Annotated in this window: 15 protein-coding genes; 10 read left to right on the top strand and 5 right to left on the bottom strand. The window is 71.8% G+C overall.

The annotated features are described in order from the left end of the window. Window positions 1-80 precede the first annotated feature (80 nt). From O7605_RS05020 to O7605_RS05005, 4 genes are all read right to left on the bottom strand, one after another. On the bottom strand, window positions 81-3,878 hold the full coding sequence (locus tag O7605_RS05020) for a multifunctional oxoglutarate decarboxylase/oxoglutarate dehydrogenase thiamine pyrophosphate-binding subunit/dihydrolipoyllysine-residue succinyltransferase subunit (RefSeq protein ID WP_269738127.1): 3,798 nt from the start codon (window positions 3,876-3,878) through the stop codon (window positions 81-83). Window positions 3,879-4,153: 275 nt separating this feature from the next. Next, the gene (locus tag O7605_RS05015) at window positions 4,154-4,969 is read right to left on the bottom strand and encodes an ABC transporter permease (RefSeq protein ID WP_269738126.1); all 816 of its coding nucleotides are present in this window, start codon (window positions 4,967-4,969) and stop codon (window positions 4,154-4,156) included. Then, a complete protein-coding gene (locus O7605_RS05010) occupies window positions 4,966-5,901 on the bottom strand; it encodes an ABC transporter ATP-binding protein (protein WP_269738125.1) in 936 nt (311 codons plus the stop codon). Before O7605_RS05010 ends, O7605_RS05015 begins: the two co-directional genes overlap by 4 nt. Window positions 5,902-6,049: 148 nt before the next feature. Continuing rightward, on the bottom strand, window positions 6,050-6,697 hold the full coding sequence (locus O7605_RS05005; RefSeq protein ID WP_269738124.1) for a hypothetical protein: 648 nt from the start codon (window positions 6,695-6,697) through the stop codon (window positions 6,050-6,052). 164 nt (window positions 6,698-6,861) lie between these two features. Between O7605_RS05005 and O7605_RS05000 the strand changes: the two genes are divergently transcribed. The 7 genes from O7605_RS05000 (at window position 6,862) to O7605_RS04970 (ending at window position 14,650) form a co-directional block, all read left to right on the top strand. Then, window positions 6,862-7,626: a GNAT family N-acetyltransferase gene (locus O7605_RS05000; RefSeq protein WP_269738123.1), complete on the top strand. Its 765-nt coding sequence runs from the start codon at window positions 6,862-6,864 to the stop codon at window positions 7,624-7,626. Continuing rightward, window positions 7,623-8,606, top strand: a complete 984-nt coding sequence (locus tag O7605_RS04995) for a lysophospholipid acyltransferase family protein (RefSeq protein WP_269738122.1) — start codon at window positions 7,623-7,625, stop codon at window positions 8,604-8,606. The genes O7605_RS05000 and O7605_RS04995 overlap by 4 nt, the downstream gene beginning before the upstream one ends. Window positions 8,607-8,718: 112 nt before the next feature. Then, window positions 8,719-9,420: a response regulator transcription factor gene (locus O7605_RS04990; RefSeq protein WP_099853003.1), complete on the top strand. Its 702-nt coding sequence runs from the start codon at window positions 8,719-8,721 to the stop codon at window positions 9,418-9,420. Then, window positions 9,417-10,970 carry a sensor histidine kinase gene (locus O7605_RS04985; RefSeq protein WP_269738121.1) on the top strand — a complete coding sequence of 518 codons (1,554 nt, stop codon included), beginning with the start codon at window positions 9,417-9,419 and terminating at the stop codon, window positions 10,968-10,970. The genes O7605_RS04990 and O7605_RS04985 overlap by 4 nt, the downstream gene beginning before the upstream one ends. 62 nt (window positions 10,971-11,032) lie before the next feature. After that, window positions 11,033-12,586 carry a S1C family serine protease gene (locus tag O7605_RS04980; protein ID WP_269738120.1) on the top strand — a complete coding sequence of 518 codons (1,554 nt, stop codon included), beginning with the start codon at window positions 11,033-11,035 and terminating at the stop codon, window positions 12,584-12,586. 180 nt (window positions 12,587-12,766) lie between these two features. Next, window positions 12,767-13,438, top strand: a complete 672-nt coding sequence (locus tag O7605_RS04975; RefSeq protein WP_269738119.1) for a BON domain-containing protein — start codon at window positions 12,767-12,769, stop codon at window positions 13,436-13,438. 150 nt (window positions 13,439-13,588) lie between these two features. Next, complete coding sequence (locus O7605_RS04970; RefSeq protein ID WP_269738712.1) at window positions 13,589-14,650, top strand: glycosyltransferase; 1,062 nt, start codon at window positions 13,589-13,591, stop codon at window positions 14,648-14,650. 13 nt (window positions 14,651-14,663) lie between these two features. Here O7605_RS04970 and O7605_RS04965 read toward each other — a convergent pair whose 3' ends face one another. Further along, complete coding sequence (locus O7605_RS04965) at window positions 14,664-16,361, bottom strand: serine/threonine-protein kinase (protein ID WP_269738118.1); 1,698 nt, start codon at window positions 16,359-16,361, stop codon at window positions 14,664-14,666. A 187-nt stretch (window positions 16,362-16,548) separates the two neighbouring features. On the opposite strand from O7605_RS04965, the gene O7605_RS04960 reads away from it, so the two are divergent. Genes O7605_RS04960 through cutA form a run of 3 tightly spaced genes read left to right on the top strand, consistent with a single transcriptional unit; the run spans window position 16,549 to window position 18,725 of the window. Next, window positions 16,549-17,379, top strand: coding sequence for a patatin-like phospholipase family protein (locus tag O7605_RS04960; RefSeq protein WP_210827034.1), 831 nt, complete (start codon window positions 16,549-16,551; stop codon window positions 17,377-17,379). After that, complete coding sequence (locus O7605_RS04955) at window positions 17,379-18,395, top strand: 1-acyl-sn-glycerol-3-phosphate acyltransferase (protein WP_269738117.1); 1,017 nt, start codon at window positions 17,379-17,381, stop codon at window positions 18,393-18,395. Before O7605_RS04960 ends, O7605_RS04955 begins: the two co-directional genes overlap by 1 nt. A 9-nt stretch (window positions 18,396-18,404) precedes the next feature. Beyond that, window positions 18,405-18,725, top strand: coding sequence for a divalent-cation tolerance protein CutA (gene cutA / locus O7605_RS04950; protein ID WP_269738116.1), 321 nt, complete (start codon window positions 18,405-18,407; stop codon window positions 18,723-18,725). The last annotated feature ends 44 nt before the right edge of the window (window positions 18,726-18,769 follow it).

The following is an 18,769-nucleotide window of genomic DNA, read 5'->3' as shown; positions in this document are numbered from 1 at the left end:
CTCGCTTCCTCACCGGAGCCCCGGTGAAGTCGTCCGGTCCCGTCCCACCCTGCGGCGGGACGGGACCGGGTGAGTTCTCGTCAGGGGCGGGGAAGTGCCGCCTCGATCAGCGCGGTCTGCTCGACCTCGTGCATCTTCGCCGACCCGACCGCCGGCGCTGCGGCGGCCGGACGGGAGATGCGGCGAAGCCGGACGTCGTCGAGGTGCTCCAGCAGATTGAGCGCGACGAACGACCAGGCACCCTGGTTGGCCGGCTCCTCCTGCACCCAGGCGAAGTCCTCCGCGTTCGGGAACTGCGCGAGCGCGGCCCGGATCTCCTCCACCGGCATCGGGTAGAGCTGCTCCAGCCGGATGATCGCCGTGTTGCTGATGCCACGCTCCTGCCGGGCCTGGAACAGGTCGTAGTAGACCTTGCCCGAGCAGAGCAGCACCCGCTTGACCCGCTCGGGGTTGCCGGCCGCCGGGTCGGCCAGCACCGGGGAGAAGCCGCCGGTGGTGAAGTCCTCCACCGAGGAGACGCAGAGCTTGTGCCGCAACAGCGACTTGGGCGTGAACACCACGAGCGGCTTGCGCTTGGGCGACAACGCCTGCCGGCGCAGCAGGTGGAAGTAGTTCGCCGGCGTCGTCGGGTTCGCCACCCGCATGTTGTCCTCGGCGCAGAGCTGGAGGAAGCGCTCCGGGCGACCGGAGGTGTGGTCCGGTCCCTGACCCTCGTGGCCGTGCGGCAACAGCAGGGTCACCGCGGAACGCTGGCCCCACTTCACCTCGCCCGAGGAGATGAACTCGTCGATCACGGACTGGGCGCCGTTGACGAAGTCGCCGAACTGCGCCTCCCAGCAGACCAGCGCCTCCAGGTTCTCCACCGAGTAGCCGTATTCGAAGCCCATCGCGGCGTACTCGCTCAACAGCGAGTCGTGCACGAAGAACCGGGACCGCTCGCCGTCGGCGGTGAGCGACTGCAACGGCAGGTAGTCGTCGCCGGTTTCCGCGTCGACGATCGAGGCGTGCCGCTGCACGAAGGTGCCGCGGCGCGAGTCCTGCCCGGCGAGCCGGACGGTCACCCCGTCGTGCAGCAGCGCACCGAAGGCGATGATCTCGCCGAAACCCCAGTCGATGTTGCCTTCGACGGCCATCCGGGCCCGCCGGTCGAGCAGCTGCCGGATCCGCTTGTGCGGCGTGAAACCGTCGGGCAGGTTGACGTGCGCCTCACCGACGGCCTTGATGACCGACGCCTCGGTAGCCGTCTCCACCTGCGGCTCGGGCTCGTCCTGCCGGGGTGGACGGCTCAGCTGCCGTGGCGTGCTGGCCGCGTCGCGGGTGGCCTTGAAGACCCGTTCCAGCTGCGCCTGGTAGTCGCGCAGCAGCTCCTCGGCGTCCTCCACGGTGATGTCGCCCCGCCCGATCAGCTCCTCGGTGTAGAGCTTGCGGACCGAGCGCTTCGAGTCGATGATCCGGTACATCTGGGGGTTGGACATCGAGGGGTCGTCGCCCTCGTTGTGCCCGCGCCGCCGGTAGCAGACCAGGTCGATGACGACGTCCTTGTTGAACGCCTGGCGGTACTCGAAGGCGAGCCGGGCCACCCGGACCACGGCCTCCGGGTCGTCGCCGTTGACGTGGAAGATCGGGGCCTGGATCATCCGGGCCACGTCGGTGCTGTAGAGGCTGGAGCGGCTGTACTCCGGGGCGGTGGTGAAGCCGACCTGGTTGTTGACCACCACGTGGACCGTCCCGCCGGTGCGGTAACCGCGCAGCTGGGAGAGGTTCAGCGTCTCGGCCACCACGCCCTGGCCGGCGAAGGCCGCGTCACCGTGCACCGCCAGCGGCAGCACGGTGTAGCCCTCCAGCTTGAGGTCGATGCGGTCCTGCTTGGCCCGGACGATCCCCTCCAGCACCGGGTTGACGGCCTCCAGGTGGGACGGGTTCGCCACCACCGACACCTTGACGGCGTGGTCGCCGTCGGGAGTGGTGAACTTGCCGTTCTGGCCCAGGTGGTACTTCACGTCGCCCGAGCCCTGGGTGGAGCGTGGGTCCAGGTGTCCCTCGAACTCGGAGAAGATCTTCTCGTACGGCTTACCGACGATGTTGGCCAGCACGTTGAGTCGACCCCGGTGGGCCATGCCGATGACGACCTCGTCCAGCCCGCCCTCGGCGGCGTTCTCCAGCACCTCACCGAGCAGCGGGATGAGCGACTCGCCACCCTCCAGCGAGAAGCGCTTCTGGCCGACGTACTTGGTCTGCAGGAAGGTCTCGAAGGCCTCGGCCGCGTTGAGCCGGTTGAGTACGTGCTTCTGCTCGCCGGCCGGCGGCTTCTCGTACTTGCGCTCGACCCGCTCCTGGATCCAGCGGCGCTCGGCCGGGTCCTGGATGTGCATGTACTCGATGCCGACCCGGCGGCAGTACGAGTCGCGCAGCACCCCCAGGATCTCCCGCAGCTTCATCCGCTGACGGCCGGCGAAGCCGTTCACCGGGAAGGTGCGGTCCAGGTCCCACAGGGTCAGCCCGTGCTGGAGGACGTCCAGATCCGGGTGCTTACGGATCTTGAACTCCAGCGGGTCGGTGTCGGCCATCAGGTGACCGCGCACCCGGTAGGAGTGGATCAGCTCGTGGACCCGGGCGGTCTTGTTGATCTGACCTTCGCTGTCGACCGCGACGTCGCGCATCCAGCGCACCGGCTCGTAGGGGATCCGCAGCGAGGTGAAGATCTGGTCGTAGAAGCCGTGCTCGCCGAGCATCAGCTCGTGCATGACCTTGAGGAACTCGCCGGACTGCGCGCCCTGGATGATCCGGTGGTCGTACGTGCTGGTCAGCGTGATGACCTTGCTGACCGCGAGTTCGGCCAGGGTGGCCTCGCTCATGCCCTGGTACGGCGCCGGGTACTCCATGGCACCGACGCCGATGATCGCGCTCTGGCCCTGCATGAGTCGCGGCATGGAGTGCACGGTGCCGATGCCGCCCGGGTTGGTCAGCGAGATGGTGGTGCCGGAGTAGTCCTCCATGGTCAGCTCGTTGCGACGGGCACGCCGGACGACGTCCTCGTACGCCTGCCAGAACTGCCGGAAGTCCATCTGCTCGCAGGCCTTGATGGAGGGAACCACCAGGTTACGGCTGCCGTCCGGCTTGGTCAGGTCGATGGCGATGCCCAGGTTGACGTGCTCGGGGCGGACCATCACCGGCTTGCCGTCGACCTCGGCGAAGGAGTTGTTCATCTCGGGATGGGCGACGAGCGCCCGCACCAGGGCGTAGCCGATCAGGTGGGTGAAGCTGACCTTGCCGCCGCGTCCCCGGGCGAGATGGTTGTTGATCACGATGCGGTTGTCGACCAGGAGCTTGGCCGGCACGGCTCGGACGCTGGTCGCGGTCGGTACGGCCAACGACGCGTCCATGTTCTGGACGATCTTGGCGGCCACTCCGCGCAGCGGCGTGGTCTGTGGCCCGTTGGCGGTGGGTGCGGTCCGGGCCGGCTGGCTCTTCGTCGGTTCGGCCTTGGCGGCGGCCGGCTTGGCGGTGGCCGGCTTCGCGGTGGCCGGCTTGGCCGCGGCGGACGCCGGCTTCGAGGTCTCCGCCGCGGTCTGGCGGTCGCCCTTGCCTGCCGGTTCGCCCTTGCCTGTCGGCTCGGACTTGGCCTTGGCCGCTGGTTCGCTCTTGGCGGCCGTCTCGGTCCTGGCCGGGGTGGCCTCCTTGGCCTCGGTGGTGGCCGGCCGCCCGTCACCGGTGCCCGCTGTGCTCTGACCGGGCCGGTAGTCGGCGAAGAAGTCGTGCCAGGCCGGGTCGACGCTGCGGGGATCGGCGAGGTAGCGCTGGTACATCTCCTCGACGATCCACTCGTTCGGGCCGAAACCCGCCAGTGGGTTCTCCTGCGAAGTCTGCTGGGTCGACACGGCCGGTAATCGCCTCTTTCACGCGGGTTTGTATGTCACGCGGTGCCCGATGCGCCGGGACGGGCGCACAGGACGGTTCCCAGGCTACGCCGTAGCCGACTCCGGGGCATTTCCGCCTCCGTCCCGTGGTCGGATTCACAGAAGATGCCAGAAGTTCGGTAAGCGCTGCGTATTCCCTTGATCGCTGCTATGGCCGACGGGCCCGGCGCGCCGGCTGTCCACCGGTGCACCGGGCCCGTCGGGGGCGGGGGCGACCCGAGTCGGCCGCCCCGTTTTCAGGAGATGTCGCGGCGTCGGGTGAGGAGGATCCCGACCACGCCGCTGACCACGGCGTAGCCCACCAGTACGAGCGCGCCGACCCACCACGCGGGCAGCATCTCGTTCTCACCCGGCGTGATCATGACCTGGGAGGCGGCGGCCGGCCAGATCACCTGCCACTTGATCACGGCCATGTTGTCCAGCACGTTGGCCAGCAGCAGGAAGAGCAGCCCGACCACCTGGGTGCCGATCAGGTAGAGCACCGAGGCGGTGATCACCGCGCCCAACTGGTTGGTGATCAGCGTGCCGATGCCCACGCCGAGCACCGTCCAGATCGCGTACGCCATCAGGTTGAGCAGCAGGGCCCGCTGGACCTCCCACTCGCCGAGCTGGGTGCCGTAGTCGTTGAGGGACAGGAACGTCGCACCGGCGGCGAGGTCGATGATCGTGGTCACCAGCCAGAACGCGAAGCCGAGCAGGCTGGCCGCGACGAGCTTGCTGACGATCACCGAGGTGCGTCGCGGGGTGGCCAGGAACGTCGTGGTCGCGGTCTGGTGGAAGAACTCGTTGGTGACCATGAGGATGCCGATGAGCATCACGAACAACAAACCCAGGTACTGCCCCGAGGTGTAGAGGTTCGCCGCCTGGCCGGGCGCGGAGGCGGCGTCGCCGGTGTAACCGAACTCCTCGCCGCCGCCGCTGAGCGTCTCGGTGGCCAGCCACGCGTTGAAGGCGAAGGCCATGGCGATCGACAGGAACGCCCCGATGGCCAACCACCACCACGTGCTGGTCGTACGGATCTTGAGTAGTTCGGAGCGGACAAGGTTGCTCATCGGATGCCCGCCTTTCCGGCCGTCAGTTCCAGGAACACGCGTTCCAGGTCGGGTCGTTCGGTGGTCAGCTCATGCAGTTCCACCCCGGCGGTCAGGGCCGTCCGACCCACCGTCGGCGCGTCGACCCCGCCGATCAGCAGGGCACCCTGCCCGTCGTTCTCCACCGTGGCCGGCCCGCCCTGCAGCGCGGCGGTCAGCGCCTCGGCCTGTGGAGTGCGCACCCGCACCCGGACGCCCTGCGCCATCGACCCGATCACCTGCTCCACCGGACCCTGCCGGACCAACTGTCCGGCAGCGATGATCACCACGTCGTCGGCCAGCAACTGCATCTCGGAGAGCAGATGGCTGGAGACGAGCACGGTGCGGCCCTCGGCGGCCAGGCCCTTGAGGAACCCGCGCATCCACCGGATGCCCTCCGGGTCCAGGCCGTTGGCCGGCTCGTCGAGGATCAGCACCCGGGGGTCACCGAGCATCGCCGCGGCGATGCCGAGCCGCTGCTTCATGCCCAGCGAGTAACCCTTGAACTTGCGCTTGGCCGCAGGGGTCAACCCGACCAGCTCCAACGCCTGGTCGGCCCGCTCCCGCGGCAGCCCGGCGGCCGCGGAGATCACTCGCAGGTGGTTGACTCCGGTGCGCCCCTTGTGCGCGCTGGACGCCTCCAGCACCGCGCCGACGTGCCGCAGCGGGTCGGCCAGGTCGGGGTAGCGCCGACCGCCGATGGTGGCCGTGCCGGCGGTCGGGGTGACCAGGTTCAGCAGCATCCGCAGGGTGGTGGTCTTACCCGCACCGTTCGGGCCGAGGAAGCCGGTGACCCGACCCGGTTCGACCGTGAACGACAGGTTGTTGACCGCGAGCACGTTGCGGTACCGCTTGGTCAGACCGGAAACCACGATCTGGGCGTCGTTGGTGGGGCTTGGTCGCCCGTCGGTCATCGTTCTCCTCCCGTGTGGCGCCGGGATGCGCCGTTGCACAGCGTGACGTTAATGGTCAAGTAATTCAATCGGGCTCGTTCGGGAAATCGTGGTCCGTCTCAGGCAGGAGACGTCTCATCCCCAGGTACGAGCCGATCGACCGCCGGGTCTACACGGCGATCCAGGTCGCCCGGGCGTGACCGAGCGGGTGGCCGTCCGGGGCGTACAGGCTGGTGTGCACGAGCGCCTTGCGGCCCTCGGTGCCGATCACCGCACCGGTCACCACGCACTCGTCGTCGGGGCGGGGCAGCGCCTCGATCCGGGCCGCGATCCGGCCCAGCACGTACGGCCGGCCGGCACCGATCACCGCCCAGCCGCCGGGGCAGTCCAGGGCGGCCCAGACCGTGGCGGGGACGACCTGCCGGGGTGCCCGTACCGGCGCGGCCGTCCGGCCGTCCGGCAGCCGACCCGGAAAGATCCGCAGGCCGTCGGCGCGCTGCGGACCACAGACGTAGCAGCCGGGGAACGGATGCTCCACCAGCCCCGGGTACGCCGCCGACGCGGCCCGGGCGGACGCCAGGTCCACCGGAGGGACGGCCTCGCCGAGATCGCCCGCCGGGCGCAGCTGCGCGATCACCTCGCCGGCCGGGTCGAGCACCTGTGCGTCGACCAGGCTCAGCGGCGTATCCAGCGGCGGCGGCCGGCGCAGGGTCACCTCGACCGGACCGTGCCCGCCGTACGCGGTGGCGAAGACCCCGGCGCTCCAACCGCCGTTGCCCGAGCCCGGTGGTCCGTTGAAGCGTCCCTCGATGATCATCAAGCCCCTCCGCCCGCGTGGCCTCGTCGCCGACACCGGCAGCCTCGCACGCCGTCGCCGCCGCCCGGCGCGGCGGGGTCGGCCACCGGCCGCCGACCGGCGTTCACCGGATCGACATCGCTGGTCACCATGGCCGGCAACCGACCGGGCGCTACACAGAAGGCATGGCCGTTCTGCCAGCCGTGGACGTCGCACTGACGACCAGCGGCTACATCCTCTCGATCGCCGACAGCCCCAGCCAGGTCGAGGCCGCGCAACGCCTGCGTCATCAGGTGTTCGCCGGCGAGTTGGGCGCCACCGTGTCCCTCGACGCGGCGGGCCTCGACCGCGATGTCTTCGACACGTACTGCGACCACCTGGTGGTGCGCCAGGAGAGTAGTGGGGAGGTGGTCGGCACGTACCGGCTGCTTCCGCCGGGACGGACCAGCCGCCGATACGCGGCGGGCGAGTTCGACCTGAGCGCGCTCGATCCGTTGCGGACCCAACTGGTCGAGGCCGGCAGGTCCTGCGTGCACCCCGCGCACCGCAGCGGGGCGGTGATCAACCTGATGTGGGCGGGCATCGCCCGCTACCTGCACCTGCGCGGGCTGCGCTGGCTCGGCGGGTGTGCTTCCGTGCCGGTGGCCGACGGTGGCCTCGCCGCCGCCGAGGTCTGGGCCCAGACCCGGGCGAAGCACCTGGCACCCCCGCAGCTGCGGGTCCGGCCATTGCGCCCCTGGTTCGCCGAACCGGGTGTGCCGACCGAGACGATCGCCGGATCGGCCCGGTTGGTCCCGCCGCTGCTGCGCGGCTACCTGCGGCTCGGCGCCCAGGTCTGCGGCGAACCGGCGTACGACCCGGACTTCGGGGTGGCCGACTTCTACGTCCTGCTCTCGATGGACCGGATCAACCCGCGTTATCTGCGGCACTTCCTCGGCGGGCAACCGTGAGCCCGCTGTGGCGGCCCAGCTCCGGCTGTGGCCCGGCCTGTCTCCCCGGCCCGGGCGAAGCACCCACCATCCCGGTGCTGCGGCAACTGGGCCGTGCCGCCGGCCTGCTCGGCATGCTCGGACTCGGCATCGGGCTGGCGGCCCTGCTTCCGGCGCTGCCGACGCAGGAGCGTCAGGCCGCGCTGCGCGGTTGGGCCCGGACCACGGCCCGCGCCTGCGGGGTACGCCTCGAAGTGCGCGGTCGGCTGCCCCGACGGCGGGCCCTGCTGGTCGCCAACCACGTTTCCTGGTGGGACGTCCTGGCGCTGCTCGCGGTCGCGCCGGCCCGGCTGGTGGCCAAGCAGGAGGTACGCCGGTGGCCACTGATCGGCCTGCTCGCCCGCGCGGCCGGCACCGTGTTCGTGGATCGCTCCCGGCCTCGTGGGCTGCCCGCCACGGTGGGCCGGGTCGCCTCGGCGCTGCGGTCGGGCCGCTCGGTCGCGGTCTTTCCGGAGGGCACCACCTGGTGCGGCGGCGCCGCGTCCTGCCGGCCGGCGAACGGTTTCCGGCCGGCGATGTTCCAGGCGGCGATCGACGCCGGGGCGCCCGTCGTGCCGCTGCGGATCGGCTACCGCTGCGGGGTGACCGGTGAGACCACCACGGCCCCGGCCTTCGTCGGCGACGAGACCCTGCTGCGCTCGGTGCGGCGGATGCTCGCGGTGCGGAAGCTGACGGTCCGGGTCGACATCGCCGCGCCGCTGCACCCCGCCCGCTCCACCGACCGGCGGGCGCTCGCCCGGGTCGCCGAATCGGCCGTGCACCTCGTACCGTCGATGCCAGCTGCGCAGCCGGCGTCCGTGGTCGCCGGGCCCGCCCAGCCGGTGCGCGTGCCGGCGCGACCGGCAGCGGCGGTGCTACCGGTGACGCCCCGGTCCGCGGCCGCGACGTCACCCGGGGCGGTGGCGGGGGAGCCGGAGCGGGAGCTGCCGTTGGCCGCCTGACAGTCGGCGCGGGGTCACCCGGGTGGTGTGAGCGGCGCGGGTCCTGCCGCTCACAGGCTTTTTCCAGGATCCGCCCAGCGGAGGCGCAGTGTCTGCGCGGATGATGGGCGGCATGGCCGCTACCCAGACCGAGGCGCGACTGCTCGTCGTCGAGGACGATCCCAACATCCTCGAACTGCTCTCCGCGAGCCTGCGCTTCGCGGGATTCGACGTGGCCACCGCCACCAGCGGCAGCGCCGCGCTGAGCGCGGCCCGGGATCATCGCCCCGACCTGGTGGTGCTCGACGTGATGCTGCCTGACCTCGACGGGTTCGAGGTGATCCGGATGATGCGCGAGGGCGGCACCCGTACGCCGGTGGTCTTCCTCACCGCCCGCGACGCCACCGACGACAAGATCCGTGGGCTCACCCTGGGCGGCGACGACTACGTGACCAAGCCGTTCAGCCTGGAGGAGCTGACCGCCCGGATCCGGGCGGTGCTGCGCCGCACCAGCACCGGCGAGCAGGCACCCGCCCGGCTCACCTTCGCCGACCTGGAGCTGGACGAGGAGACCCACGAGGTGTACCGGGCCGGTCAGCGGGTGCAGCTGTCGCCGACCGAGTTCAAGCTGCTGCGCTACCTGATGCTCAACGCCAACCGGGTGCTGTCCAAGGCGCAGATCCTCGACCACGTGTGGAACTACGACTTCCGGGGCGACGACAACATCGTCGAGTCGTACATCTCGTACCTGCGCCGCAAGGTCGACACGACCGATCCCCGGCTGATCCACACCCTGCGCGGCGTCGGGTACGTCCTGCGCAAGCCGGCGGCGTGAACGCGGTACAGCAGGGCAAGACCCGGCTCCGCGCGGTACCGCTGCGGGTCAAGCTCGTCGCGGCCGTGCTGGCCCTGGTCGCCGCCGCGTTGCTGGTGATCGCCTCACTGACCACGATCTTTCTTCGTAGCTACCTGGTCGACCAGGTGGACGAGGAGCTGACAAGCGCGGTCGAAACCATCGAGAGCGATCTGGCCGGCAAGCCCTGGGCGGAGGTCTACATCCCGCCCGACTCGGTCATCCCCACCGACTACGTGGTGGTGGTGACCAGCCGCAGCACCGGGTTGGTCAAAGACTACGGGTTCGACGAACGTCGGTTCGACGCTGCCGACCTGCCGCACTGGCCCGAGGACGCCGCCGGCTTCCAGCAACTGGCCGGGAAACCGTTCGATACCCGGGCGCGAGGCACCGACGTGCGCTGGCGGATGCTCTACACCGAGCTACCCAACGGGCAGTGGGCCGCGATCGGGCAGCACCTCACCGACGTGGAACAGGCGGTGAAGCGGCTCATCTGGATCGACCTGCTGGTCGGTGGGGCGGTGCTGGTGCTGCTCGCCTCGATCGGCGCGGCGATCGTCCGGACCAGCCTCAAGCCGCTCGTGGAGATCGAACGCACCGCCGCCGCCATCGCCGGTGGTGATCTCAGTCGCCGGGTCCCGGACCCGGAGGACGGCCAACCCTGCCCGACCTCGGAACTGGGCCGGTTGTCCCGGGCCCTGAACGCGATGCTCAGTCAGATCGAGATGGCCTTCACCGCCCGGGCGGCGTCGGAGTCCGCGGCCCGGGAGGCCGCCGAGGGGGCCCGCACTTCCGAGGCCCGGGCCCGCCGCTCCGAGGAACGGATGCGGCAGTTCGTCGCGGACGCCTCGCACGAGCTGCGTACCCCGCTGACCACCATCCGCGGCTTCGCCGAGCTGTACCGTCAGGGTGCGGCCCGGGCGCCGGAGCAGACCTCCGAGCTGCTGCGCCGCATCGAGGACGAGGCGGCCCGGATGGGGCTGCTGGTGGAGGACCTGCTGCTGCTGGCCCGGCTGGATCGCGAACGACCGCTCTCGCTCGCCCCGGTGGAGCTGCCGGTGCTGGCCGCGGACGCGGTGGCGGCGGCCCGCGCGACGGCACCGGACCGGCGGATCGAGCTGGAGATCGAGCCCGGCTCCGGGCCGCTGGTGGTACGCGGCGACGACGCCCGGTTGCGGCAGGTGATCGGCAACCTGATGACGAACGCGCTGCGGCACACCCCGCCCGGTGCGGCGGTGACGTTGCGGCTGCGTGCCGAGCCCGGCAACCTGGCGGTGGTCGAGGTGGCCGACACCGGGCCGGGGCTCACCGCCGAGCAGGCGGAGCGGGTCTTCGAGCGCTTCTACCGGGTGGACGCCTCGCGTACCCGGCGAACCGACGGCAACACCGGCACCGGTCTCGGCCTGGCCATCGTCGCCGCGCTGGTGACCGTGCACCAGGGGACGGTAGAGGTGACCGAGACGCCGGGTGGTGGTGCCACCTTCCGGGTACGGCTGCCGCTCGCACCGGCCACCGACATCGACGACCAGTGATTTTCAGCCAATCCTCAGTTCCGCCCAAGGCGGGACGCAGAGCGATGGGAGAAGGTAGGGGCATGACCGAGTACGAGTCCGACCCGCGGCGGCCGGCCCCCACCGACGCCGAGCCGTCGCAACCCGAGCTGTCCCGCGCCGAGTACGCGCGGTCCGACTCTCCGTCCACTGGCCGTCCCGACGCCGACCCGACGGTCGAGGCGCCGACCGTACCGGTCCGGGCCGTCGATCCGTCGCCGTTCGGCCGGGACGGCGCGCCGAGTCAGCCGGCCCCGGCCGCAGGCGGCTCGACCCCGGCGGCACAGCCGGTCTCCGGTCAGCCCGGTTGGGCGCCGACCGGCGGCCACCCGTACCCGCACCCGCACCAGCCCGGCGCCCGCTACCCCACAAACCCGTGGTATCCCGGCCAGCCCGCCTGGAGCGGTGCCCAGCCGACCGGGCCCGGTGCCGGGCAGCCCGGGTATCCGGGGCAGGCCGCCGGAACGCCGAGCGGCTACCCGGGGCAGAGCGGAACTCCGGGCGGCTACCCGGGGCAGCCGAACCCGTGGGCCCCCACGCCGTCCAGCGGTCCCCGCCTCGGCAGGATCGCCAAGCTGGCGGGGGCCGGCGTGGCGGTGTTCGCCCTGATGCTGGGCAGCGGCGTCGCCGGTGGGGCGCTCACCCTGGCGCTGAGCGACGGCGGCGGAATCACCCGCACCTACAGCGCCGCACCCGTGATCGACGGTGCCGACCTGCCGCGCATCGCCGCGTCGGTGCAGGACAGCGTGGTGTCCATCAGCACCGGCAGTGGTGAGGGCTCCGGCGTGGTGCTCAGTGCCGACGGCTACGTGTTGACCAACAACCACGTGATCGCCGGGGGCGGCGACACGGTCCGGGTCTTCTTCGCCGACGGCACCAGCACCCAGGCCGAGGTTGTCGGCACCGACCCGAAGACCGACCTCGCGGTGCTGAAGGCGAACGGGCTGACCGATCTCCAGCCGGCCACCCTCGGCGACAGCGACGCGATGCAGGTCGGCGACCAGGTGCTCGCCCTGGGCAGTCCGCTCGGCCTGCAGGGCTCGGTCACCGCGGGGATCCTCAGCGCCCGGGACCGCACCATCCAGGCCGGCGGGGGGCAGCAGCTACCCGGCCAGGCGGTGAGCTCGATCTCCGGGCTGCTGCAGACCGACGCGCCGATCAACCCCGGCAACTCGGGTGGCGCACTGGTGAACACCCGGGGCGAGGTGATCGGCATCAACACCGCGATCGCCACCGCGGGACAGGGCAACACCGGCAACATCGGCGTGGGCTTCGCCATCCCGAGCAACAAGGCCAAGGACGTCGCGGAGAAGCTCCAGCGCGGCGAGAAGATCAGCCACCCGTCGCTGGGGGTCAGCGTGAACGCGGCGCCCGACGGCGGCGCGCTGATCGGTGCGGTGAACCCGGGCAGTGCGGCCGAGCGGGCCGGGCTGCAACAGGGTGACGTGATCACCCGGTTCGGCGACAAGGTGATCAACGACTCCAACGACCTGGTGGCCGCCGTCCAGGCCGGCAAGGTCGGTGACCAGGTCGAGGTGACGTACCAGCGAAATGGAGCCGAGGCGACGGCAACCGTGACGCTCGCCGAAGCGTCCTAACGAGACAGGACCTGCTTCCTCCCTCCGGGGCGGCGGGTGGCGTGGCCAAGGGGGTTGGCCACGGCGCCCGCCGCCCTTCCTCCGTTCCGGGCCCGGTTCACCCACACCGGGTGAACCACGCTCACCCCGCCGGCCGGCAACATCGGCGACGGAGACTGCCGAAGCGGACCGGAGGGTGTCATGACCACGGCGACGGCCACCCGCAGCGACGACCAGATCCAGCGCGACGTGCTCGCCGAACTCGCCTGGGACGCGCAGGTGCGCTCGACCGACATCGGGGTGAGCGTGCGCGACGGGGTGGTGTCGCTGGCCGGCGGCGTGGACAGCGCCGCCCGCAGGTGGGCGGCGGTGCGTGGGGCCCAACGGGTACGCGGGGTGCGGGCGGTCGCCGACGACATCGAGGTGCGGCCCACCGGTCCGGTCGACATCACCGACGGCGACCTGGCGATCGCGGCCAGCCGGGCGCTGGAGTGGCACAGTTTCGTGCCGGCCGAGCGGCTGGACCTCACCGTCGCCGACGGGTGGCTGATGCTACGCGGTGCGGTGGAGTTCGGTTGGCAGCGGCGTACCGCCGAGCGGGAGTTGCGCCGGCTGCGGGGCGTACGCGGCGTCACCAACCTGGTCGAGGTGCGGCCCCCAGCGCCGGCCGACGTCGACCGGATCCGCACTGACGTGCAACGGGCCCTGATGCGGGGAATCGGCACGGAACGGGTGATCGTCCAGGTACGCGGCGACACGGTGACCCTGAGCGGGGTGGTGCGGTCCTGGTGGGAGCGGGATCAGGCGGAACGGATCGCGTGGTCGGCCGAGGGCGTGTGCATGGTACGCGACCACCTGCTGGTCGGCGGCTGAACCGACGATCCGGCGCCCGGTTTGTCCATGCCGGGACTGGGAAGACGCTCGATCCCAGCAGGGGAGCCGATCGGGGTCGACGCCCCCGCACAGCAACGGGGAGGGCACGTGGCCGACAACCTTGCGCGCGAGCGGCGGTTGCGGATCGCCATGGTCGTGCCGCCCTGGCTGTCGGTGCCGCCGCCGGGCTACGGCGGACTGGAACACGTGGTGGCCGGTCTGGTCGACGCCCTGATCGCCCGGGGGCACGCGGTGACGCTGATGGGTGCCGGCGCGGCGCACGGCACCGCCGCCGACTTCCTCGCCACCCTCGACGAGTTGCAGTTCGACCGCCTCGGTGAGGCGCTGCCCGAACTGGCCCACCTGGCCCGGGTCAACCATCTGCTCAGTGCGGCTGATTTCGACATCGTGCACGACCACAGCACGATCGGTCCGCTGGTGGCCGGGCGACGGCAGGTACCCACCGTGGCAACGGTGCACGGCAACCCGGTGGGCGAGTACGGCACGGTGCTCAGCGACACCGACCGGGGGGTCGGCCTGGTCGCGATCTCACACACCCAACGGGGGTTGAACCCGCAGCTGCCCTGGGTCGGCACCGTGCACAACGCGATGAGCCTGGACGGCTTCCCGCGCAAGGAGGCCCCCAGCCACGGACCCGTGTTGTGGCTCGCCCGGTTCAGCCCGGACAAGGGGCCGGAACTGGCCATCCGGGCCTGCCGGGCGGCCGGTCTGCCGCTGGTGCTGGCCGGCAAGTGCAACGAGCCCGCCGAGCGGCGCTACTACGACGAGGTGATCCGGCCGATGCTCGGGCCGGACGTCACGGTGGTGCTCGACGCCGACCGGAAGGCCGTGCTGCGGCTGCTGGTCGAGGCGCGCTGCCTGGTCATGCCGATCCAGTGGGAGGAGCCGTTCGGCATCGTGATGCTGGAGGCGATGGCGACCGGGACGCCGGTGGTGGCGCTGAATCGGGGCGCGGTGCCGGAACTGGTCCGCCCCGGGGTGAGCGGGCTGATCTGCCAGCGGCCGGACGAGCTGCCGGCGGCCCTGCGGCGGTCCGTCGATCTCGCCCCGGAGGACTGCGTGGCGCACGTGGCCCGGACCTTCTCCACCGAGCGGATGGCCGCCGGCTACGAGGAGGTGTACCGCCGCTTCCTCGCGGCCGCGACCCCCCGGGCCGCGGTCCGCGAGCCGGCCCGGGTCACCCCGGCCTGACCGGTCGTGCCGCTCAGACCTGCGCGGCACCGAGCGCGGTGATCGCCGCGTCCAACTGCTGCGCGTACGCCGGGCTCAGACCCTTCTCGCGCAGTCGGATGGAGACCTTTTCCCGGAGCCGGGCGACGCCGGGCCCCAACTCACCCTCGCCGCCGGTCACCTCCCGGGTCAGGTTGCGCAGTTCGTTGCGCAGGTCGAGGCCGACATCGTCACGGATGCCACCGTCGGCGAGACCGGCACCGATCACCTCGTCCAAGCGGTTCGCGGCCTCGACGAGGCTGTCGCCACCACCCGGGGGCGGGTTCGGCGCGCCGGTCGTCGCCGCTGGCGTGGCCGAGGTGCTCGACGGTGCGGGGCTCGGCGGCACGCTGACGGTGTCGTCCGGTGGGGCCGGCTCGGCCGTCGCCGTCGGTCCGGTCGTGGGCAGCACGGCGGGCGGTCCGGCGTCGTCGTCCGGCAGCAGCGCCGGCACCGTCAGCGCCGTAGCGATCAGTGTGACCACGGCCGCCGTGACGAGCAGCGGGCGCCACGGTCGCCGCCCCCGCCGCGGGTCGTCGCCGGTCACCGGTGCCGGGCGCGGCAGCCGCCGCCCCCGCCCCGGATCCACCCCGGAGACCGGTACGGACCCGCCGTCGACCAGCCCGGTGGCGGTCTGCGCGTCGCGCCCGTCCGGCTGCCCGGCGGCGTCGACCGTGCCACCCGGAGCGACCGAGGTGCCTGCCGGCGCGCCGGAGAGGGCCCCGGCGAGAGCAGGCTGCAGAGCGGCGGGACCGACGGTCGGTAGGACCCAGGCGGGAGCCGGGGCGGCCACGTCGGGGCGGCCCGTCGTGGGCAGCGTGACGGTGGGCGCGAGCATCGTGTTGGCCTGCGGATCGGCGGGCAGCATCTGGTCACGCAGCACGGTGGCCACCTGTCGCGCGGTGGGACGGTCGGCAGGATCCCGCGACAGGCAGCGCAGACAGATCTCGGCCACCGTGGCCGGCAACCCCGGCACCCCGGCCAGCGACGGCGGCGGGCGCTCGGCGAGCGCCACGGTGAGTTCGTCCCAGGTGTCCGCCGGGTACGGCACCCGGCCGGTCAGGGTCTCGTGCAGCAGCACCCCGAGCGAGTAGACGTCGGTCGCCGGTTGGGCCGGCGCGCCGTCGAGCCGCTCCGGCGCCACGTAGGCGGGGGTGCCGAAGGTGGCACCGTCCTCGTCGTCGTCCGGGGCGCCGATCCGGGTGGCGATGCCGAAGTCGAGCACCTTCGCGCCGACCTGGGTCATCATCACGTTGGCCGTGGTGATGTCCCGGTGCACGATGCCGAGCCGGTGCGCGGCGGCCAGCGCGTCGGCGACCTGGGCGCCGATCTCCACCGCCTGTGGCCACGGCAGCGGACCCTCGGTGAGCCGGAACTCCAGCTCCTCACCGGCGAGCAGTTCCATCACCACGAACGAGGTGATGGCGCCGTCCGGCGACACCGTCTCGCCGTAGTCGTGCACCGAGGTGACGTTCGGGTGGACCAACTGTGCGGCGGCGCGGGCCTCCTCGCGGACCATGTCGCGGAACCTGGCGTCGGCGGCCAGTGACGGGGCGAGCACCTTCAGTGCGACCACCCGGTCGAGTACCTCGTCGTGGGCCCGCCAGATCACCGACATGCCGCCGGAGCCGATCTGGTCGATCAGCCGGTATCTGGTGGCCAGCAACCGGCCGGGCTGCAGCGCTGGCTTCACGGATCGCACCTGCCTCATAGGTGGGAGCGGTATCAGGTTGCGCGAATGTTGCTCACCTGTCAACGGGCCTCGATGCATATCGGTGGGTGCGACCGGCCGGTGGCGTCGCGTAGCGGTGGGGGGTGCCAGGGGTGCGAGGGCGTACGGGAGGGGACCGTCGGTGCCCGGCCGTGCCAGGATGAACGGCATGGCGCGGGGACCGGTGGCTTTCGTGCTCGGCGGCGGGGGCGTCCTGGGCGCGGTCGAGGTGGGCATGTTGCGCGCCCTGTTCCGGGCCGGAATCCGGCCCGACCTGGTGCTCGGCACCTCCATCGGCGCGGTCAACGGCGCCCTGGTGGCGGCCGACCCGTCCGAGGCGGTGACCGACCGGTTGGTACGGCTCTGGGCCTCCCCGGAGGCCAGCGAGGTGTACGGCGACTCGGTCGCCCGGCAGCTGCGACGCTTCGCCGCCCGTACCCACCTGCACTCGCCCCGGCCACTGCGCAAGCTGTTGGAGAACGAACTCGGTGCCCAGACCACCTTCGCCGATCTGAAGATTCCGTTCCGTTGCTGCGCGGCGAACATCGAGCGGGCCGCCGAGCACTGGTTCGTCAGCGGGCCGGTGGTGCCGGCGGTCCTCGCCTCCGCCTCGGTGCCGGGCCTGCTGCCGCCGGCCCGCATCGGTGATCAGCACTACGTGGACGGCGGGATCGTCAACTCCATCCCGATCGGCGAGGCGGTCGCGGCCGGCGCCAGCCGGATCTTCGTACTCCAGGTGGGCCGGATCGAGCGGGCGCTGGCACCGCCCCGGCGCCCCTGGGAGATCGCCCAGGTCGCGTTCGAGATCGCCCGCCGGCACCGGTTCGCCCGCGAGATGGCCGCCCTGCCCGACGGGGTGGAGGTGCACGTGCTGCCGACCGGCGGGCTCGAGCCACGCGACGACACTCCGTGGGCGTACCGGGACATGGCGGCGGTGGGCCGACGGATCAGCCGGGCCTACTCGGCCTCCCGGCACTACCTGGCCAACCTGGAACGCTGATGCCGTTACCGCCGCGTTGGCTGCGTCGACTGCTGCTGGCACCGGGCGTGGTGCTGCTGGCGATCCTGCTGGTCACCACGGTGCCGCTGTGGGCCCTGCTCGCCCTCGCCGTGTCCCCGTTCGTTCCCGGGCACCTGCGTCCCCTGCGGTTGCTCTGGCTCGGCTGCTTCTACCTGGTCTGGGACGCCGCGGCGCTGCTGAGCCTCTTCGGGCTCTGGGTCGGCTCCGGGTTCGGCTGGCGGGTCCGCGCACCCGCCTTCCAACGGGCCCACTACGTGCTGGCCGGCTGGTTCCTGCGGGTGTTCTTCTGGCAGGCCCGGTGGATGCTGCGACTGCGCATCGACGTGGTCGGTACCGACCCGGACACCGCCCTGCCGGGCCGGCCGGAACTGGTGCTGTGCCGGCACGCCGGTCCGGGTGACTCGTTCATCCTGATCCACGCGCTGGTGAACTGGTTCCGGCGGGAGCCACGGATCGTGCTCAAGGACACCCTTCAGTGGGATCCGGCGATCGACGTGCTGCTCAACCGGTTGCCGAGCCGGTTCATCGCGCCGGGGCACGACGGGCGGGGCTCGCTGACCGAGCAGGTCGGGCATCTGGCCACCGGGTTGGACGAGGACGACGCCTTCGTGATCTTTCCCGAGGGCAGCAACTTCACCCCGAAACGCCGGCTGCGGGCCATCGCCCGGCTGCGCGACCGGGGACACGAGCGGATGGCGCTGAAGGCGGAGGCGATGCGGCACGTGCTCGCCCCACAGCCGGGTGGGCTGCTGGCGGCGCTGGACGCCGCACCGGACGCCGGGGTGATCTTCGTGGCGCACACCGGCCTGGACCGGATGCTCACCGTCACCGACGTGTGGCGGGAACTGCCGATGGACAAGCGGCTGGTGATGCGGTTCTGGTCGGTGCCGCCGGAGGAGGTGCCGACCGGCCGACAGGAGCGCATCGACTGGCTCTACGAATGGTGGAGTCGGATAGACGAGTGGATCGCGACCAACCGCGACGACGCGACGTAAGGTGCGCGGGTGGAGCAGATCAGCGTGGTGACGACGGTGGTCGACGCGCGGTCGGTCGCCGATCTGCTGGCCGCCGCCGCGGTGGCCGGGCGGTTGGCGGCCTGCGCGCAGGTGGGTGGCCAGGTGGACAGCACATACTGGTGGCGGTCGGGCGTGGAGACCAGCACCGAATGGTCGGTGCAGTTCAAGACCGCGCCCGACCGGGTCGACGCGTTGGTCGAGCAGTTGCGGGCCAGCCATCCGTACGAGGTGCCGGAGATCCTGGTCACCCGGGTCGAGTGTGGCCATCCCGGGTACGCCGCCTGGGTCTTCGAGCACACCCGCTCCTGAGTACGCGCACTCTGGTGCCGGCGGCGCCCGGCCGTCGAGGATGA

The sequence above is a fragment of the Verrucosispora sp. WMMA2121 genome, assembly GCF_027460185.1.
Classification (GTDB): domain Bacteria; phylum Actinomycetota; class Actinomycetes; order Mycobacteriales; family Micromonosporaceae; genus Micromonospora; species Micromonospora palythoicola.
The sequence above is the reverse complement of the archived record's forward strand: the minus strand, read 5'-3'. Positions and strand labels throughout refer to the sequence as shown.